Source organism: Roseovarius pacificus, from assembly GCF_900142665.1.
In the GTDB taxonomy this organism is placed as follows: Bacteria; Pseudomonadota; Alphaproteobacteria; order Rhodobacterales; family Rhodobacteraceae; genus Roseovarius; species Roseovarius pacificus.
This window is the reverse complement of the sequence record NZ_FRBR01000001.1, coordinates 940,996-956,418: the sequence shown is the minus strand read 5'-3', so window position 1 is coordinate 956,418 and position 15,423 is coordinate 940,996. Positions and strand designations below refer to the sequence as shown.

Here is a 15,423-nt window from a genome sequence, read left to right as displayed (position 1 = left end):
TCGCCGTGCCGTCACGCCAAAGGCGTGCCAATCATAGTCGGCGCACCTTTGGTGCGACAGGCGGCCCGGCGATGCGCGGCGCCTTCGGCGCTGTTTCGCGCGTGGGAGAAGGCTGTACCGGGCCCCAACCGCAACGTCCCGCCGCGATCTCCCAACCCCGCTGTTGCCCCAACACCCCTCGGCCCGCCCTCCCGTGGGGCGCTACGTATCGTCGTCGCTGTCGCGGCTGCGTCCGGTCAGGCGGCCGATCAGGAAACTGGTGCGCGGCGACCAGATATAAGGCGTGCGCGGCCTGTCGGCGCTGCGGGCGCGCATGCGGGCAAGGCCGAACAGGATCAGCACCAGATGCCCCACGGCGATCATCACGAACATCGCCGCAGGGCCGAAATGTTCGATCAGGCTCGACGCGAAGAGCGGCGCGGCAATGGCCCCGATGGCATAGAAGAACATCAGCGCCGCCGACAACTCCACCCGCTGATCGGACTCGGCGAAATCATGGGCATGCGCCGCCGAGACCGAGAAGATCGGGAATGTCGTCAGCCCGAAGAAAAACGCCGTCAGGAACACGCCATTCGAGGTCAGGTTATGGGTCATCGCGGTGACCGCGCAACTGACGATGGCGGCAATGGACAACCCGATCAGCACCCATCGCCGGTCATAGCGGTCCGCCAGCCACCCGGCGGGATATTGCGCCAGCGCCCCGCCCAGAACGAAGGCCGCCAGAAACCATGCGATCTGGTCCACCGCCAGCCCCACCTGCTGGCCATAGACCGGCCCGACCATCCGGAAGGTCGCGCTCGACAGCGCCGCCACCACCACACCGAGCGCCGCCAGCGGCGAACAGGCGATCGCCAGACCGGGCCGCAGGCGCGGGGCCTCCGGCGTTTCGGGCGGGCGCACGCGGGTCAGCGTCAGCGGCAACAGCGATGCACAGCACAAGAGCGCCAGCAGGTTGTAGGACACGTAAGAGGCCGGCTCCAGAACCGAGATGAACATCTGCGCCACCAGCGACGCGCCCATATCGGCCACCCGGTAGGCCCCCATGGTGCGCCCGCGCGTGGTGTTGGTGACCTTGGCCTGCAACCACGCCTCGATCACCGTGTAACAGCCCGCGATGCACAGCCCCGAGGCGACACGCATCAGCGCCCAGGCATAGGGATCGACGATCAGCATATGCATCAAGAGCCCGATCGCGCCCGCCGCCGTCATCGCGGCAAAGGCGCGCGAATGCCCGACGCTGCCCATCAGGCGCGGCGCCCACCAGCAGCCGATGAAGAACCCCAGGAAATGCGCCGAGCCCAGGAAACCGATCTGCTCGGTCGTGAAATCCAGCGCCAGCCCCGAAATCGCATCCAGCGGCGCAACCCCTCCGGTCGAGAGTTGCAGCAGGATGATCGACAGGAACAGGGCGGCAAAGGAAATGAGCAAACGCATGACGCGCCCACACTGCCAGTCTGGCCGGGGAAATCCAGCGCGTATTCGACAGGAGGCTGTCGTTTTCCGCGCTGGTGACTCATTTTCGCGTCAGGTCACCCCGCGCCGCGCGGCTCGGGCAGGGTGCCCGCCTTGTAGGGGGTCCAGTCGGTGATGTCGGGGTAATGCCGCCGCCGCCAGTTGCGCACCTTCGGGTTCATCAGCCGCCGCCACACCGGCGGCACCATCGCCAGCGCCGTCATCGGCGGATAGCCGGTGGGCAATTGCGGCACGGTCTCGGGCGCATAGGATTGCAACAGCGGAAACCGCCGCATCGGATGCAGGTGATGATCGGCATGCCGTTGCAGGTTGATCAGCAGCAGGTTCGACACCCGATGGGTCGAATCCCACGAATGATGCGGGCCGACGGGTTCGTATTTCCTGTCCCCCAGATGGCGGCGCGTCAGCCCGTAATGCTCGACGTAATTGGTCAGCTCAAGCTGCCAGATCGCGACAAAGGCCTGGAACGCGAACAGGCCCACCCCCATCCAGCCGCCCAGCACGAAGGCCAGACCCAGCACGCCAAGCTGCAACGCCCCATAGCGCCACAGCGGATTGCGCCGATGCCATGGCGACAGCCCGGCGCGTTTCAGCATCGCCTTTTCCGCCCGCAGCGCCGAGCCCGGCCCCTGCCACAGGACACGCGGGAAAAACCGCAGGAACCCCTCGTTATAGCGCGCGGTCACCGTATCGCGCGGGGTGCCGACCCAGGGGTGATGCACCAGAAGATGCTCGGTGCGGAAATGCGAATAGAGCACCATCGCCATCAGCAGATCGCCCAGCCACCGCTCGCCCTTGTTGGCCTTGTGGAACAATTCGTGCGCATAGACGATCCCCACCGTCCCGGTGGTCACGCCGATGCCGAACATGACGGCGAATTTCTCGTGCGCCGGATACTGGGCGACATGGGTCAGATACCAGATCGCCCCGAACACCAGCACCGCCTCGATCGGAAACCAGATCCATGTCAGCAGCCGGAACCAGAACAGCTCGGTATCGGGCGTGTCCGGGTCCGGGTTGCTCAGATCCCGCCCGAGGAGCGTGTCGAACAGCGGCATCGCCACCCAGCCCCAGAGCGGGATCAGCGCGATCCACCAGCCGCCTTTCACGATCGCGAGGATCGCGAGCGGCACGAAACTCAGCGTGATCCAGTAGGGCCATGCGGCGGGCGGTCGGGGGGTGCTGGGGGATGTCATGGGGTCTCCGTCTTGCGCGGGGTGAGGGTCAGCCGGATTCCGTCACGCCCGCGCACGGTCAGTTGCGCGACGGGAACCGGGGTATGTCCGGGGGCAAGCGCCACACGGTAATGGCGCAGGATCATCGCGAGGATCAGTTGCCCCTCGGTCATGGCAAAGGCCGAGCCGGGGCACACCCGCGCCCCGGCCGAAAACGGGATATAGGCCCGGCGCGAACTCTCGCGCCCCTCAGGCGTGTCCCACCGTGTCGGGTCGAACCCGTCGGGATCGCGCCAGATGCGCTCGTGCCGGTGCAAATGCCAGGGGCTGACGATGATCTGCGCCCCCCGGGGCACGTCGCGGGCGCGGAACCGTTCGGCGCGGGCCGCCTCGCGCAGGTACATCGGCACCGGCGGATAGAGGCGCATCGTCTCGCGAAACACCGCGCGCGCCAGTTTCAGCTTCGACGCGGTTGAGAAATAGATCCTGCCGGGGTCGATCACCGCCTCGGCCTCCTGCGCCACGCGCGCCTGCCAGTCGGGGAACAGCGCCATCAGATACAGCGCCCAGGCCAGCGCCGCCGCCGAGGTCTCATGCCCCGCCAACAGGAAAATGCCCACCTGATCGGCCATTTCTTCGGGGCTGAAGGTGCTGCCGTCCTGCGGGTCCGCCGTGGTCATGATCCGTGTGGCCAGATCGTCGGGCGCGCGGCCCGCGTCCAGATCGGCCTGCCGTTCATCCACCAGTTGCCGGATCAGCCCGCGAATGATGCGGGCCGTGGCTTTGGTCTTGCGCGCCCGCCAGCGCGGCACCCATCGCGGCAACGGCAATAACGACCCGGTATTGATCATCGGACGCGAGGCCTGATGCGCGCGGAACGCGTCGAACACTGCGCTTGCCGTGCGGTCCTCGACCGGGATCGAGAACAGCGCCCGAAAGATCACGTCCAGCGCCACATGCGAGGTCTGCGGCTCGATGTCGATGGGCCGCCCGTCCGCCAGCGGCTCCAGCCGCCCGACCGCCGCCACCGCGGCATCCCACATCGCCGGAAACACCTCGCGGATGCGCCCGCTTTCGAAGGCCGGGTCGATGATCCGCCGCTGGCGCTCCCATTCCTTGCCGTTGGTGATGAAGATCGAATGCCCCAACAGGGGCTGCAACGCCTCGAACAGCCGTCCCGATTTCGGAAAATCGCCGGGGCGCTCCGTCAGCACCAGATTGACCAGATCGGGATCGTTGCACAGGAAGGACGTGAAGAACGGCGTGCGAAACTCGGCCATCCACGCCCGGTACAGCCGCGCCGGCTGCGCCGACAGGATATCCCGGCGAAACCGCAGCAGGTAGGACAACAACGATACCCGCTCGGGGCGCTGCGCCGGTTTGGCCGGAACGGGGCGCGACACGGGACAGCCCGGCGGCTGGGCGCTTTCCTTGTCTTTCCCGGCGTTTACACACATACGTTACGTCCTGATACCCGACGCAACTATGCCCGGCTGGCGATTGCGCGATTTGATACAAGTCAAATTGAGCCGCTCGCACCGGCGACTTTTCCGATGTCGGGGCGCGAAGGTTCAATTTGCCGCAGGGGGGAGGCCCCGTCAGGCCGCCCGGGAAAGCCGAATTGACATCCTTGCGTACGACAATGTCGTCCGGTTCGGTCTCCAGCGAGAGTTTCAGCGGGCTGCCGGGCTCCAGGCTGTCATGCCGGGTGAAGGCCACCACGCGCCCCGCCGCCCTGAACGCCCTGAGCAGAGACACCAGCCGCGCCTGACAGGCCGGATTGTTCATCCGCCCGGTCGGACCGCCCCAGTGGTCGGACACATGACCCCCCTTCTGAACGTCGATCAAAAGAAGCGCGGTGCCGGGCCCGGATTGCCGGATCATTTCCGATATCCATCTGTGGCCGGGCGTGTCGCGACGATATCAGCCCGCATATCGGAACGAAGTCAACGCCATGCGCCGCAACATGTCAGGTGGGGTATCGCGTGTTTGGGGCAGACACGCCCGATCCGTTATCGCCCGTGTCGCAGCGGGGGCTCTGTGCAGATGCGCGCATATCCGAAACATATTGTTTGGCCTTTCGATTGCTTCATGTCCGTCCTGTGCGGTGCGCCGCAGGGCACGCATCTGCCGCGTGTCCTGTGGCGATGTCCGATCATTGACATGAAGATGTTAACGGCGGCTTACCCCGGTGAGCGCAGGGTCCGGCATGGGCTTTGGCAGGCCGGTTTGCGCCCATCATGGACACAAACTCCGGCGCACCCCCCGATTTTCGTACAAAACCCGCGTACACTTCGTACAAAACGTACGAAACTCCGGGGATTGTCTATCTGTGGGGATCAGTCGTCGGCGGGGCGCATCGCCAGCCAGATCAGCGCACCACCCGCCAGCGCCAGGAACGGGATCATCGCAAGGTTGACCGACATCCACCCGGTCTGCGCATCCCCGCCCGAACAGTTCATCAACCCGCCCGAAGACAGCGACGCCATCGTCACACCGCCAAAGACCAGCAGGTCGTTCAACCCCTGCATACGCCCGCGCTCATGCGGCTCATGCGCCCCGGCCAGCATGGTCGTCGCGCCGATGAATCCGAAATTCCAGCCCACGCCCAACAGGATCAGGGCGATGAAAAAGTTTTCCAAAGCAACGCCTTGCAGCGCCACGGCCCCGGCGGCGGCAAGGATCACCAGCCCGATGCCCACCACCTTTTCCACGCCGAACCGCGCGATCATGTGGCCGGTGAAAAAGGACGGGAGATACATCGCCAGCACATGCCCGGTCACGATATCCGCCGCGTTGCCCTCGTCGAACCCGCAGCCCACCACCGCCAGCGGCGTGGAGGTCATCACCAGGTTCATCAGCGCATAGGACACCATCGCGCAGATCACCGCCACCAGAATGCGCGGCGTCGTGATCAGCTCCCACCGCGTCCGCCCCTTGGGGGCATCCTCGGACGGCACCGGCGGCCTGGGGATATCGAGAAAGAAAAAAAGCAATGCCCCCAACAGGTTAACCGCCACCACCGCAAGGTAGGTGCCCATGAACGGAATGATCATCGACTGGCTGGTCACCTTGACCAGCTGCGGCCCGATGATCGCACTGGCCAACCCCCCGGCCATCACATAGGAAATCGCCTTGGGCCGGAAATCGTCGCTGGCCGTATCGGCGGCGGCAAAGCGGTAAAACCCCTGCGCCGACATATAGATACCCGTGATCAGGCTGCCCAGCAGGAAGACGGGAAAGGACGCCAGATAAAGCCCGTAGGCCCCGATGGCCGCCCCCGTCGCACCAGCCCCCGCGCCCAGAACGAACCCCGCCCGGCGCCCCGCGCGCTGCATGAACCACGACAACGGATTGGCCGCCAGCATCGAGCCGAGCACGATCAGCGAAATCGGCAATGTGGCGAAACAGACATTGCTGGCCAGCGTCTGCCCCGCCAGCCCACCGACCACGAACAGCATCGGCATCTGCGCCCCCAGAAACGCCTGCGCCGACGTCAGAACGACGACATTGCGGCGCGCGCGATTGTGCTCATATGGGAGGGTGGCGTCAGTCATGGACTACCTGCTATCCCCATTCACGCGGGGGCGCAAGGACGCGGGCCTGTGCCAGTTCAGGCCTGTATGGCGTCTATCACATGCGCGAATGACCCGCAGACCGCTCCATTGCTCAACCCTATGTCGGGCAGGGGTGCGCCTTCGGCATCCGTGGCCTTAAAAAGCGTTTCTCCACAGGCGCTTAGCGTTGTCGCGTAATGGAACTCATGGGCCATGAAACATGTATCGAAGGGTCCGCTCAGCGGTGTCAGGTGCCGGTATCCCAGATGCAGCCTGCGCGTGGCGAACGAGGTTTCCAGCCGCAGCAGTCCCGCCATTTGGTGCCGTATACCCCCGGCATCGGTCAGGCCGTCCCCAAGCACCATATAGCCGCCACACTCGCCGTAGATTTGCGTGGTTTGCGCCGCGTGACGCAGGCTGCCCAGAAACCGCGCGGACGCGGTGAGGCGACCGGCATGCAGTTCCGGATAGCCGCCGGGAAGGTAAACGAAACCGGCCTCGGGCACCGGATCGTCGGCCAGCGGCGAGAAAAGCCGCAACTCCGCGCCCTGTGCCCGCCAATCGTTCAGCAGATGCGGATAGGAAAAGGCAAAGGCCGCATCCCGCGCCACGGCGATCACTTGCGCAGGCGGCACCATGCGTCCGGCCTGCCCCGGCTCGGGCAGCGGTGAGGCCAGGCCGAGTAACCTATCCCGGTCCAGCGTCCTGGCCAGCGCATCGGCTGCGCGGTCCAGAAAGGCGTCCAGATCGTCACGCTCCCCCGCCTGCACCAGCCCAAGATGGCGCGAAGGCAAGGCCAGCGCAGGATCGCGCCGCAGGGCCGCCAGTACCGGCAGGTTCAACGGGGCCAGTGCCCGGCGCAGCATCGCCTCGTGCCGGTCGGACCCGACATTGTTCAGGATCACACCGGCCACCCGCACCTGTGGATCATGCCCGGTAAACCCCGCCACCACAGGGGCCACCGATTGCGCCATGCGCGCCGCATCCACCACCAATACCACGGGCAGCGCCAAATGCCGCGCCAGGTCGGCCACAGCGCCACGCCCGTCCGGAGGCGCACCGTCGAACAGGCCCATCGCGCCCTCGATGATCAGCATCCCCTCGCCCGCCGCAAGACTACGCAGGCGCTCGGGCGTCATCGCCCATGCATCGAGGTTGACACATGGCGCGGCACAGGCGGCCTCGTGAAACCTGGGGTCGATATAGTCGGGGCCGGATTTCGCCCCACGCACCGCTATACCCTGCCGTGCCAGCAGCCGGAGCAGCGCCAGTGTCACGGTCGTTTTACCGCTGCCCGAAGACGGTGCGGCCAGAATCACGCCGTGGGTCATTTGCAGCCCATCTTCTTCTTGCCGAAAATATCCCGGGGGAGTCGCCGCTTGCGGCGACGGGGGCAGAGCCCCCTCGCGACCGCAAACCGCCTCATGCGCTTTCGGCCGGACGCCCCCGGCCAAGCGGGTCGAGATTGCGGGGGGATTTGCCAGCGGCCAACGCCTGCCAGTCCAGCACCTGCCGCATCAGCACCGAGCGCCCCACGCACAGGATTGCCGGCGGCTCCAGCCCACTGGCGGCGATGTCCGCGGGCATCGTGGCCAATGTGGTTTCCAGCACTTTCTGATCGCCGGTGGTGGCCGAGCAGACCACGGCACAGGGTTCGCTGCCGGGCCTGCCCGCTTTCAGCAATTCCCCTGCGATCCGTTCGACATGTTTCATGCCCATGTAGATCACCAGCACCTGGCTGCCCTTGGCAATGGCCTGCCAGTCAAGAGAAGAGGGTGTTTCGCCTGACTGATCGTGTCCGGTGACGAAGGTGACCGACTGGTTCACGTCGCGATGGGTAACGGGAATACCCGCATAGGCCAGCCCGCCGATGCCCGCGCTGATACCGGGGATGATGCGCACGGGAACGCCGTGCTGGATCAGCGTTTGCGCCTCTTCTCCACCGCGCCCGAACACAAACGGATCGCCCCCCTTGAGGCGCAACACGCGTTTGCCTTCGCTTGCCAGGTCGACCAGCCGCAAGGAAATGTCGCGTTGTTTCGCCGAGGGTTTGCCGCCACGTTTTCCGGCATAGATGTGTTCGGCCTGCGGCGCCCAGTCGAGGATCGCTTCCTGCACCAGTGCGTCGTAAACCACCACGTCGGCCCGGCGCAGCGCATTGATCGCATGCAGGGTCAGCAGGCCAGGATCGCCGGGGCCTGCGCCGCACAGCCAGACCCATCCGGGCTCGAGAACCGGCCAGTCGCCGTGGGGGAGGGGCAGTGAATCGCTCATGCGTTACTTTATGCCCGGAACGGCGGGGACGGGAAAGGTTGCAAACGACCCGGACACCGGCCAGTCGCGACATGCGTCGTGGTGGATGGATGCGAAAATGGCAATTGGCGCGGGCAGGGGGCGTCCCTATAGTCTGCGGCAGGATGAGCAGGACACCGGCGAAAGAACTGCGCCGTGGCTGGACCACGGGCGCCTGCGCGACCGCCGCCGTGCGGGCGGCGCTGATGATGCTTTGGGGCGAAGCGGTGCCTGCAAAAGTGCGGATCACTTTGCCGAAAGGGGAAACTCCCGAGTTCGAGATCGCCCATGTCAGGCAAGGCGATGGCTGGGCCGAGGCTGGGGTGGTCAAGGATGCGGGCGACGATCCGGATGTGACCCATGGTGCGATGGTCATCGCGCGGGTAACGGCTTCGGCAGGGGGGGTGGTTTTTCGCGCGGGCGATGGGGTCGGCAGGGTGACGATGCCGGGGTTGCCCATCCCGCCCGGAGAGCCTGCGATCAACCCGGTGCCCCGCCAGATGATGACCGCCACGGCAGAGGATATGGCTGAGCGATTGGGCGAAAGCCCGGATATCGAAATCACCGTGTCCATTCCCGGCGGGCAGGCACTGGCGCAGAAAACATGGAACCCGAGATTGGGCATAAAGGGCGGGCTGTCGATTCTCGGAACGACCGGGATCGTGCGCCCGTTTTCCTGTGCGGCATGGATCGCTTCGATCCATCGCGGTATAGATGTGGCGCGTTCGAACGGCTTGAATCATGTGGCAGGATGTACCGGGGCGACCAGCGAAAAAGTCGTGCAGGAACTCTATGATCTGCCCGATGTGGCGATGCTGGACATGGGGGATTTTGCGGGTGGGTTGCTGAAATACCTGGCGAAACACCCGGTGCCGCGCATCACCATCGGGGGGGGCATCGGCAAGATGACCAAGCTGGCACAAGGGGCGCGCGATTTGCATTCGGGGCGGTCGCAGGTGGATTTCGGGCGGCTGGCCGAAACCTTGGGCGAGCCGGAGGTGCGGTACATGAACACTGCGCTGCAAGCCTATGAAATTGTTGGTGACAGGATGGCGGATTGGGTGGCCAGTGCGGCCCGTGAGAGGGTGCGGGACATGCTGCCCGAAGAGGTGTCTGCCGATACGGTGGTGATCAATCGCGCAGGGACGATCATCGCGAGGGCCGGCGTATGACCCTGTTGTTGTTGGCGGGCACGACCGAGGCACAGCGGATCGCGCAAGCGTTGGCCGGACAGGGCATATCGGCGGTGGCGTCGTTGTCCGGCGCGACGCGCATGCCGAAACCCCTCGGCCTGCCCACGCGGGTGGGCGGTTTCGGTGGTGAGGCGGGGTTTCGTGCCTGTCTGGCAGACCTTGGAATCACTGCGGTTCTGGATGCCACGCATCCGTTTGCCGCCGACATTTCGCACCGCACCGCGCGAGTGTGCGCAGAGTTGGACTTGCCGTATTGTCAGGTCTTGCGGCCCGAATGGCGGCCGGAGCCGGGTGACGACTGGGTTTTTCTGGATCACGAGGATGAGGCCGGGCAGCATATCCCGCCGGGATCGACCGTCTTTCTGGCGACGGGTCGGCAAACGCTTGAACGGTTTGCGGGCCTGTCGGCCTGTCATCTGATATGCCGCGTGGTCGATCCACCAGAAGGGCCGTTTCCCTTTCCCAAGGGGGATTTCCTTGTGGGGCGCCCGCCGTTTCAGGTTGAAAGCGAGCGAGAGACGTTTGCCCGCCTGGAGGTGGATTGGCTGGTGGTCAAGAATGCCGGGGGCGAGGCATCCCGCGCCAAGCTGACGGCCGCGCGGGAACTCGATATCCGGGTCGCGATGCTGAACCGGCCTGCGCAGCCGGATGCGGAATGCGTCGAAACCGTGCAGGCGGCGTTGGATTGGGTGGCGGCACTATGACAGAACGGGTGATCGAAACGCTTGAGGATGTCGAGGAAGGCGCGGCCCATTTGCGCGCGATCTGCCCGCGTATGGCGCATGCCCATGATCTGACTTCGCCCTTGCCATTGCGCCGTCGCCCCGACGGGTTTGCACAGTTGTTGAGCGCGATTGTCAGCCAGCAGGTCAGCGTGGCCGCGGCCGACGCGATATGGCGGCGGATGAAGGCCGCGCGCCTGACCGGACCGCGCAAGATCATCTGGGCCGGGGACGACGATCTGCGCGCCGCCGGTCTGAGCCGTCAGAAAATCCGCTATGCCCGTGCGCTTGCCGAAGCGCGGATCGACTATCGCCGGTTGCGGGATGCACCTACGCATGAGGTGATCGCGACCCTGACCGAAGTGCCCGGTATCGGCGTCTGGACGGCGGAAATTTATGCGATGTTCAGCCTTGGTCGTGCGGATGTGTTCGCGCCCGGCGATCTGGCTTTGCAGGAAGGTGCGCGGCTGCTTTACGACTTGCCGGAGCGCCCGAAAGAACGTGCGTTGCGCGAGATGGCACAGGATTGGGCCCCATGGAGATCGGTTGCCGCGCGTCTGTTATGGGCCTACTACGCGCATGAGAAACAGAGGGAAGGGATCAGATGACACGGGTATTGCAAGCTGGCCGGAAAGAGCCGATTTCGGGAACCACCCGGTCAATCGTGGTGTTCCTGCATGGCTATGGCGCGAATGGCGCGGACCTGCTGGGGATTGCAGATGTTCTGGGCGAGCATCTGCCCGACACTTTGTTCGTGGCCCCCGATGCGCCCGAAACGATCCCGATGATGCCCACGGGTTTGCAGTGGTTTCCGATCCCTTGGATCGACGGTTCGTCCGAGGAAGAGTCCGAGCGCGGGCTGTTGGCGGCGGCGGACGATCTGAACGCGTTTCTGGATGCGCTGATGGTGGACGAGGACGTGCTGCCCGAGCAGGTGGTTCTGTTCGGGTTCAGTCAGGGCACGATGATGGCCCTGCATGTCGCCCCCCGGCGCGAAGATCCGGTGGCTGGCATCGTAGCCTTTTCTGGCCGTTTGCTGCGGCCCGAATTGCTGGAAGATGAAGCGATCAGCAAACCGCCGGTGATCCTGATTCATGGCGATGCCGATGATGTGGTGCCGCCGCAATCCCTGCCACAGGCCGCCGAGGCGTTGCAGGGCGCGGGCTGGCAGGATGTCTATGCGCATATCATGAAAGGCACGGCCCACGGGATTGCTCCGGACGGGCTGCAGGTGGCGCTGGCCTTCATGCGCGACAAGCTGGGGCTTTGACGAGAGCGCCCTGAACGGCGTTTCGCCCGTGTTCAGAACCACAGGCGTGGTTCGGCGAATTCAATGGAATTCCCAGCCGGATCACGAAAGTAGAGTGAATGCGCGCCGTTCGGCCAGTCGAATTCAGCCTCGACAGGGTGGCCTGCGGCTGTGAGCCGGGTATGCCATGCCGCGATGTCGGACCGGCTGGCGGCAAAGCACACATGGCCGGGGCCCTGCGCACCATGCGCCGGAACCGGGAGGGCGGCATTGGACGATCCGTGTACCGTGGCCGCGGGGTTGAAAATCAGTAAAACGGTTTGCCCGACACGGAAGAATACATGCCGCCCTTCGACGCGGGCGAGTTCCTCGAACCCCATCACATCGCTGTAAAACCGCTGCGCCGCATCCAGATCGTCGGCGTAAAGCGCGGCTTCCAATATGGCCTCTGGCGGCGGTGCTGCGGGCAGGGTGGCGTCGGTCATTGAACCTCCTGAGCTTTGCCCGAGTGTGCGGGGCAGGGCCGTATCGGTCAAGAGGACCCGCAGCCTGTGGATAACTGTCATGTCGCCGTTACGAGGGCAGGCTATCACCGCGCTAAATGTGCCGCATATGTTGGGCTTGCCTGTCTGCGAACACGATATATAGTGGCTATATGGAAGGGGCGGGTGTCCCGCCCCGGAACCGACAAAAGGTGATCCGGGCGGGGAGCTTTGAACGAGATGGATGGTGATTTCAGGACGGAGTTCGTAAGGGAGCCCTCGGCGCTACGACAGCATCCGGCTTTGGTGTTGAACGCCGATTATCGGCCCTTGTCCTATTATCCGTTATCGCTCTGGCCGTGGCAGGATGCGGTCAAGGCTGTCTATCTGGATCGGGTCGATATCGTGGCCGAATACGAAAGTACGGTCCGAAGCCCAAGTACCGAAATACGCATACCAAGCGTTATCGTTCTGAAAGATTACGTCAAACCCCAGAAGCGCGTGGCATTCACGCGCTTCAATCTTTTTCTGAGGGACGAATTCCGCTGCCAGTACTGCGGCTCGAAGGGCGATTTGACTTTCGATCACGTGATACCCCGCGCACGGGGCGGGATCACGAGCTGGGAAAATGTGGTCGCGGCCTGCAGCAGGTGCAATCTGCGCAAAGGATCGAAAAGTCTGCGGCAGGCAGGGATGAGCCTTTACAAGCCGCCACGCGCGCCCGAGGCCGAGCAATTGCGCAATATGGGCCGCAAATTTCCGCCCAATTACCTGCACGACAGTTGGCTGGACTTTCTGTATTGGGATGCTGAGCTCGAGGCCTGAAACTCAGCTATATTGGGCATTGAGAAGAGGACCATAAAGGGCACAGAATCGGGGCTTTTGATGTCCGAAATGACGCATCGGATTCACCGGGGCGGATTTGAGAGGGAACTATGGGGTCTTGAGTGAAGTTTCTGCTCTCCGGGCCGTGCTGTCAGACGGGTTCTAACCGGTCTCAGTCAGGGCTCAGGGCTGCCATTATACCGCGCAACGGCACTGTCATTTGGCGAGGGCGGCGGCGCGGTTGAGTTTGAAAATCTGTCGGCTGGAGAGGCTGCGTTCCTGATTGAAGCGGTTGAAAGCCGAGGCGTGGACGGCGGCGAGTTTCTGCAAATTTTTCAGGCGTTTAAAGCGGGTCATGCTGCGCTCTTGTTGTCGGAACGGCAGGTGTAACTGCCCGGTGCGATTGTTCAGCCAGAGATCAGTCACCTGTCGGTCAATATTGGCCAGCGCCAGGTTTGCGACGATAGGTGGAGCGTGGTTTTTGGGGGCGATCGGGCGGGGTGGCGTTTCGTACAAAACGTACGAAGTGTACGCGGGTTTTGTACGAAATTCGGGGGTGTTGGGGAAAGTTGCGCCCATCATGGACGCAAGTGCCGGGATCGGGCGCGATTCTGGCCTTTACCGGCGGATGATCTCGGGGCTGGTTTTGAAGTCCTTGAACGGTGTGCATCTGGCCATGTTCGCAGGGGGAGAGCGGTGCGAAGGGCGCTGCAAACCGGGTTCTTCTGACACTGTCCGCGTGCCTTACAGGCGTCGATCCCGATCACATTCGAAAGCGTATTAAACTCTCCAGCCTTTCGCCAAGACTGCCGGGAGCAATTATCAATGGAATGCAGCCTGACAAGTGGTGCAGTCTCGCACTTGCCCCTCTCGACCTCATTCTGACCGAGAACGGCTTGCGCAGCGGTTGAAGATCAAATAGCTGACTTAATATTGGGCACAATTCAGCATTGCTGCTCATACATTAGTCACTTAGCGAACAATTCAGCCGAACTGCGACGAAATACATGAACCATATCGACGAAAAGCTGCAACCGATCCTTGCCGAAGTAATGCGCCGCAATGCCGGAGAACCGGAATTCCATCAGGCGGTACACGAGGTGCTGGAAAGCCTTGGCCGCGTCGTTGCCAAGCATCCCGACTATCTCGAACAGGCACTGATCGAGCGCATCTGCGAGCCCGAGCGTCAGATCATCTTCCGTATTCCCTGGGTGGATGACGAGGGCAAGGTCCAGATCAATCGCGGGTTTCGTGTCCAGTTCAATTCTGCCCTCGGCCCCTACAAGGGCGGGATGCGTTTCCACCCTTCGGTCAACCTGGGGATCATAAAATTCCTGGGGTTCGAGCAGATATTCAAGAACGCGCTGACCGGTTTGCCAATCGGCGGTGGCAAGGGCGGCACGGATTTCGACCCCAAGGGCAAATCCGACGGCGAGATCATGCGCTTCTGCCAGTCCCTGATGACCGAGCTTCACCGTCACCTGGGCGAACAGACCGACGTGCCGGCGGGCGATATCGGCGTCGGCGGGCGCGAGATCGGCTATCTCTTCGGGCAATACAAGCGCCTGACCAACCGCTACGAGGCCGGTGTGCTGACCGGCAAGGCGATTGCCTATGGCGGATCGCGCGCCCGGACCGAGGCCACGGGTTTCGGCAACACCTATTTCACCAAGGCCATGCTCGAGACCCGAAATACCGGATTCGATGGCAAGCGCGTGGTGGTGTCGGGCGCGGGCAATGTGGCGATCCACACCATCGAGAAGGTGCAATCCTTCGGCGGCAAGGTTATCGCCTGCTCGGATTCCAGCGGCTATGTCATCGACGAGGCGGGGATCGACCTGGAACTGCTTCAGGAAATCAAGACCGTCCGCCGCGAACGCATTTCGGAATATGCAAAGCGCCGGGGCGAAGACGTGCATTTCGTCCCCGTGGGCAAAGGGTCGGTCTGGGATGTGCCCTGCGATGTGGCGATGCCCTCGGCCACCCAGAACGAACTATCGGGCAAAGACGCGAAAGCGCTCGTCAAGAACGGCGTGCAGGCCGTGGGGGAAGGCGCAAATATGCCGTGCACCCCCGAGGCCATTCGTATTCTGCGCGAGGCTGGTGTCCTGTTCGGACCAGGCAAGGCGGCGAATGCCGGGGGCGTTGCGACCTCGGCGCTGGAAATGCAGCAGAATGCCAGCCGGGACCGCTGGAGCTTTGCCCAGACCGAAGAACGTCTGGCCCAGATTATGCAGAGCATCCATGACCGCTGCGCCGAAACCGCCGATGAATATGGCACTCCGGGCGATTACGTGCTGGGCGCCAATATCGCGGGCTTCGTGCGGGTCGCTGAATCAATGCGGATGCTGGGGGTGATCTGAGCATGTGCGTCTGTTCTTCAGGCGGTGCAAAGAAACCCGGTGCTGCCGATGCGCCGCGGCCCACAGAGCGCCACCGCAGCGATCGGACGCCG

Annotated in this window: 13 protein-coding genes and 1 pseudogene; 6 read left to right on the top strand and 8 right to left on the bottom strand. The window is 63.8% G+C overall.

From position 1 onward, the window contains the following. Positions 1 to 201 precede the first annotated feature (201 nt). From BUB53_RS04580 to cobA, 6 genes are all read right to left on the bottom strand, one after another. Positions 202 to 1,434: an MFS transporter gene (locus BUB53_RS04580; RefSeq protein ID WP_073033229.1), complete on the bottom strand. Its 1,233-nt coding sequence runs from the start codon at positions 1,432 to 1,434 to the stop codon at positions 202 to 204. A 95-nt stretch (positions 1,435 to 1,529) separates the two neighbouring features. Then, positions 1,530 to 2,669 carry an alkane 1-monooxygenase gene (locus tag BUB53_RS04575; protein WP_073033227.1) on the bottom strand — a complete coding sequence of 380 codons (1,140 nt, stop codon included), beginning with the start codon at positions 2,667 to 2,669 and terminating at the stop codon, positions 1,530 to 1,532. Next, on the bottom strand, positions 2,666 to 4,105 hold the full coding sequence (locus tag BUB53_RS04570) for a cytochrome P450 (RefSeq protein WP_084728872.1): 1,440 nt from the start codon (positions 4,103 to 4,105) through the stop codon (positions 2,666 to 2,668). Before BUB53_RS04570 ends, BUB53_RS04575 begins: the two co-directional genes overlap by 4 nt. 882 nt (positions 4,106 to 4,987) lie before the next feature. Then, a complete protein-coding gene (locus tag BUB53_RS04565; protein ID WP_073033225.1) occupies positions 4,988 to 6,205 on the bottom strand; it encodes an MFS transporter in 1,218 nt (405 codons plus the stop codon). A 56-nt stretch (positions 6,206 to 6,261) separates the two neighbouring features. Next, the gene (locus BUB53_RS04560; protein ID WP_073033223.1) at positions 6,262 to 7,536 is read right to left on the bottom strand and encodes a cobyrinate a,c-diamide synthase; all 1,275 of its coding nucleotides are present in this window, start codon (positions 7,534 to 7,536) and stop codon (positions 6,262 to 6,264) included. Between the two features lie 91 nt (positions 7,537 to 7,627). Next, positions 7,628 to 8,479 carry a uroporphyrinogen-III C-methyltransferase gene (gene cobA / locus BUB53_RS04555; protein ID WP_073033221.1) on the bottom strand — a complete coding sequence of 284 codons (852 nt, stop codon included), beginning with the start codon at positions 8,477 to 8,479 and terminating at the stop codon, positions 7,628 to 7,630. A 143-nt stretch (positions 8,480 to 8,622) separates the two neighbouring features. Between cobA and BUB53_RS04550 the strand changes: the two genes are divergently transcribed. Genes BUB53_RS04550 through BUB53_RS04535 form a run of 4 tightly spaced genes read left to right on the top strand, consistent with a single transcriptional unit; the run spans position 8,623 to position 11,682 of the window. Further along, entirely contained in the window at positions 8,623 to 9,669 is a 1,047-nt protein-coding gene (locus BUB53_RS04550; protein ID WP_073033219.1) for a cobalt-precorrin-5B (C(1))-methyltransferase, read from the top strand. Beyond that, entirely contained in the window at positions 9,666 to 10,394 is a 729-nt protein-coding gene (locus BUB53_RS04545; RefSeq protein ID WP_073033217.1) for a cobalt-precorrin-6A reductase, read from the top strand. Before BUB53_RS04550 ends, BUB53_RS04545 begins: the two co-directional genes overlap by 4 nt. Continuing rightward, complete coding sequence (locus tag BUB53_RS04540; RefSeq protein WP_073033215.1) at positions 10,391 to 11,020, top strand: DNA-3-methyladenine glycosylase family protein; 630 nt, start codon at positions 10,391 to 10,393, stop codon at positions 11,018 to 11,020. Before BUB53_RS04545 ends, BUB53_RS04540 begins: the two co-directional genes overlap by 4 nt. Continuing rightward, positions 11,017 to 11,682: an alpha/beta hydrolase gene (locus BUB53_RS04535; RefSeq protein WP_073033213.1), complete on the top strand. Its 666-nt coding sequence runs from the start codon at positions 11,017 to 11,019 to the stop codon at positions 11,680 to 11,682. The genes BUB53_RS04540 and BUB53_RS04535 overlap by 4 nt, the downstream gene beginning before the upstream one ends. A 32-nt stretch (positions 11,683 to 11,714) precedes the next feature. Here the strand turns inward: BUB53_RS04535 and BUB53_RS04530 are convergent, their stop codons facing one another. Continuing rightward, the gene (locus BUB53_RS04530; protein ID WP_073033212.1) at positions 11,715 to 12,146 is read right to left on the bottom strand and encodes a VOC family protein; all 432 of its coding nucleotides are present in this window, start codon (positions 12,144 to 12,146) and stop codon (positions 11,715 to 11,717) included. A 237-nt stretch (positions 12,147 to 12,383) separates the two neighbouring features. Between BUB53_RS04530 and BUB53_RS04525 the strand changes: the two genes are divergently transcribed. After that, positions 12,384 to 12,968, top strand: a complete 585-nt coding sequence (locus BUB53_RS04525) for an HNH endonuclease (protein ID WP_073033210.1) — start codon at positions 12,384 to 12,386, stop codon at positions 12,966 to 12,968. A gap of 216 nt (positions 12,969 to 13,184) precedes the next feature. Here the strand turns inward: BUB53_RS04525 and BUB53_RS23545 are convergent. Further along, a pseudogene (locus tag BUB53_RS23545) lies at positions 13,185 to 13,391 on the bottom strand (IS6 family transposase); the annotation flags it as partial. 584 nt (positions 13,392 to 13,975) lie between these two features. Here BUB53_RS23545 and gdhA point away from each other — a divergent pair. Next, complete coding sequence (gene gdhA / locus BUB53_RS04515; RefSeq protein WP_073033203.1) at positions 13,976 to 15,331, top strand: NADP-specific glutamate dehydrogenase; 1,356 nt, start codon at positions 13,976 to 13,978, stop codon at positions 15,329 to 15,331. Positions 15,332 to 15,423 lie beyond the last annotated feature (92 nt).